Source organism: Psychrilyobacter sp. (assembly GCF_049671765.1).
Taxonomy (GTDB): Bacteria; Fusobacteriota; Fusobacteriia; order Fusobacteriales; family Fusobacteriaceae; genus Psychrilyobacter.
This window is the reverse complement of sequence record NZ_JBATVM010000128.1, coordinates 1-2,453: the sequence shown is the minus strand read 5'-3', so window position 1 is coordinate 2,453 and position 2,453 is coordinate 1. Positions and strand designations below refer to the sequence as shown.

Genomic DNA, 2,453 nt, shown 5'->3' with positions numbered 1-2,453 from the left:
GAAGGAATTCCCCTTATAATTTTATGGATTATAGGAAGAAAAAGGCTCTACCAAAGGCTTCTAACCATTGGTATTATTGGGGTTGAGAAGGTAGGAAGGATAGAAAATACTATTTACTTTGATGGGTATTAAAAGTGCTTTTAAAAGTATCAAAAAAATACTTTTTGTTTGAATACAACACTAAAAAGGACTATATATTTGGCAATATAGTCCTTTTTTTATCGTAAATACTGTTTTATAACTAATACGTTTCTGAAATGAAGAATTACTTAGAAACCCCTATCTAGAGAGTTTAAAAAATTGGTTATTATAACGAATAAATATTTGAACTATGATGAGTATATAGAATAGATGAAATGTTGTAAGTATATTGAAAAAATTAAAATTGTGTTAACTTTAATAATGTAGTAAAATTGAAAAAAAGGAGGAGAATTCTATGAAAATAAAGATTCCCAGAGGGAAAGAATTTGATATAAAACATATAGTTTCAGACTATAATGGAACTATTGCTTTAGATGGAAAACTTGTAGAAGGTGTTGCAGAACTTATAAATGAACTATCAAAAGATATAAAATTCCATGTGATTACAGCGGATAGCTTTGGTTCTGTGGAAAAAGAACTATATGGAATCAATTGTGAAGTATTCAAAATCGGACCTGGAAATCAAGATAAAGCTAAAGCAGAATATGTCAAAAAACTGGGTTCAGACAATGTTGTAGCTTTAGGAAATGGAAAAAATGACTTTCTTATGTTAGAAGAAGCAGTTTTAGGAATAGGGATTCTTTATCATGAAGGTATTTGTACCGAAACACTTCTTGCATCAAAGATTGTGTGTTCCAATCCAATAGATGCACTACAAAATTTTAAAAATCCAAAGAGACTTATAGCTACTTTGAGAAGGGAATAAAAAAAATAAAAAGCCGACAAATTTGTCGGCTTTTAGTTTGAGATTTATTTTTCTTTTTTTAGCAATAAGAAATAATATATAGCTGGGAAAATTAATCCTCCAGAAAGAGCATTTCCAATGGTAACTGGGATAATGTTATTCATAAACATCTCTCCTAAAGTATAGTTTGCTCCTAACATCTTTCCTAAACTTAAAACATACATATTAGCAACTACATGTTGGAATCCGCAAAGTACAAATAACATAACGGGGAACCAAACACCTATAACTTTAGAAACAAGATCTTTGGCTGACATTGTCATCCACACACCTAAAGCTACTAAAACATTACAGAAAAAGCCACTGGCTACAGCTTGAGAAAATCCTAGAACAGCTTTATGTTCTGCCATATGTAAAGCTACAGAATGAATTGCTTCAGATTTATATAATCCTGCCGTGATAGCTAGTGCAGCAGCTATTATAGAACCTACAAAATTTCCTAGCCATACTAAAGTCCAATTTCTAAATAAATTTTTCAAACTGATTTTTTTATCAAATAGTGCAAGAGTCAATAAATTATTACTAGTAAATAATGAACCTCCTACAACTATACATAACATTATACCAACTGGAAAGACACTAGCCCCTAAAAAACTAGCTAATCCTGTGTCTACCCTAGTTCTCATAGTTTGGGTAATAGTCATATATCCCATATACCCTAATGCAATAAAAAATCCGCCTAAGATACCGAACAAAAAGATATTAATACTTTTACTATTTGCTTTTTTAACTCCCATCTTAACAACATTACCTGCTGTTTCATAATTATCGTACATGTTTTCTTTACACATTTTACACCACCCTTTTAAAATTACTAAATTCGAACATGAATTATATTATATCATAAAAAAATAAAATCAAAAATATTTTTTTTATTTACCTTATAAAAAAAAGATAGAAAAAATTGGAAAATTGCTAAAAAAGTACTAATATAGTGGTGTAAAAGATTTTAAATTTTTAGGGGGGTCAAGGTTATGTTGAAACAAGTAATACAATGCGTGCCTAATTTTAGCGAGGGAAAAGATTTAAAAAAAATAGAAAAAATAATTACACCTTTGAAAAATAGAGAAGGAGTAAAACTTCTCAGTGTAGAACCTGACAAAAATTATAATAGAACTGTTGTAAATATAATTGGAGAACCATTAAAAGTATTAGAAGCTGTATACGAGGCAATAGGAATTGCAACAGAATTATTAGATTTAAATTTCCATAAGGGGGAACATTCTAGGATGGGAGCCACAGATGTAGTTCCATTTATACCTATTAAAAATATAGAAATGGAGGAATGCGTAGAATTAGCTATAACATTGGGGAAAAAGATCGCTGATGGTTATAAAGTTCCGGTATTTTTATATGAAGAGGCTGCTACTTGCAAGGAAAGAATTAATCTTGCTACTGTAAGAAAAGGGCAATTTGAAGGAATGACAGAAAAATTGAAAGATCCCCAATGGAAACCAGATTTTGGTGAATGTGTACCACATAAAACAGCTGGAGTAGTAGGAGTAGG

At 30.3% G+C, this 2,453-nt stretch carries 2 protein-coding genes and 1 pseudogene; 2 read left to right on the top strand and 1 reads right to left on the bottom strand.

Features of this window, described 5'->3' with window-relative positions; all coding sequences use genetic code 11:
- Positions 1 to 436 precede the first annotated feature (436 nt).
- Complete coding sequence (locus WBG30_RS06405) at positions 437 to 907, top strand: HAD family hydrolase (protein WP_424503817.1); 471 nt, start codon at positions 437 to 439, stop codon at positions 905 to 907.
- A 44-nt stretch (positions 908 to 951) separates the two neighbouring features.
- On the opposite strand, the gene WBG30_RS06400 is transcribed toward WBG30_RS06405, so the two are convergent.
- Positions 952 to 1,737 (bottom strand): formate/nitrite transporter family protein, encoded by a 786-nt coding sequence (locus tag WBG30_RS06400; protein ID WP_424503816.1) that lies wholly within the window; start codon positions 1,735 to 1,737, stop codon positions 952 to 954.
- 183 nt (positions 1,738 to 1,920) lie between these two features.
- Here WBG30_RS06400 and WBG30_RS06395 point away from each other — a divergent pair.
- A pseudogene (locus WBG30_RS06395) lies at positions 1,921 to 2,453 on the top strand (glutamate formimidoyltransferase); the annotation flags it as partial.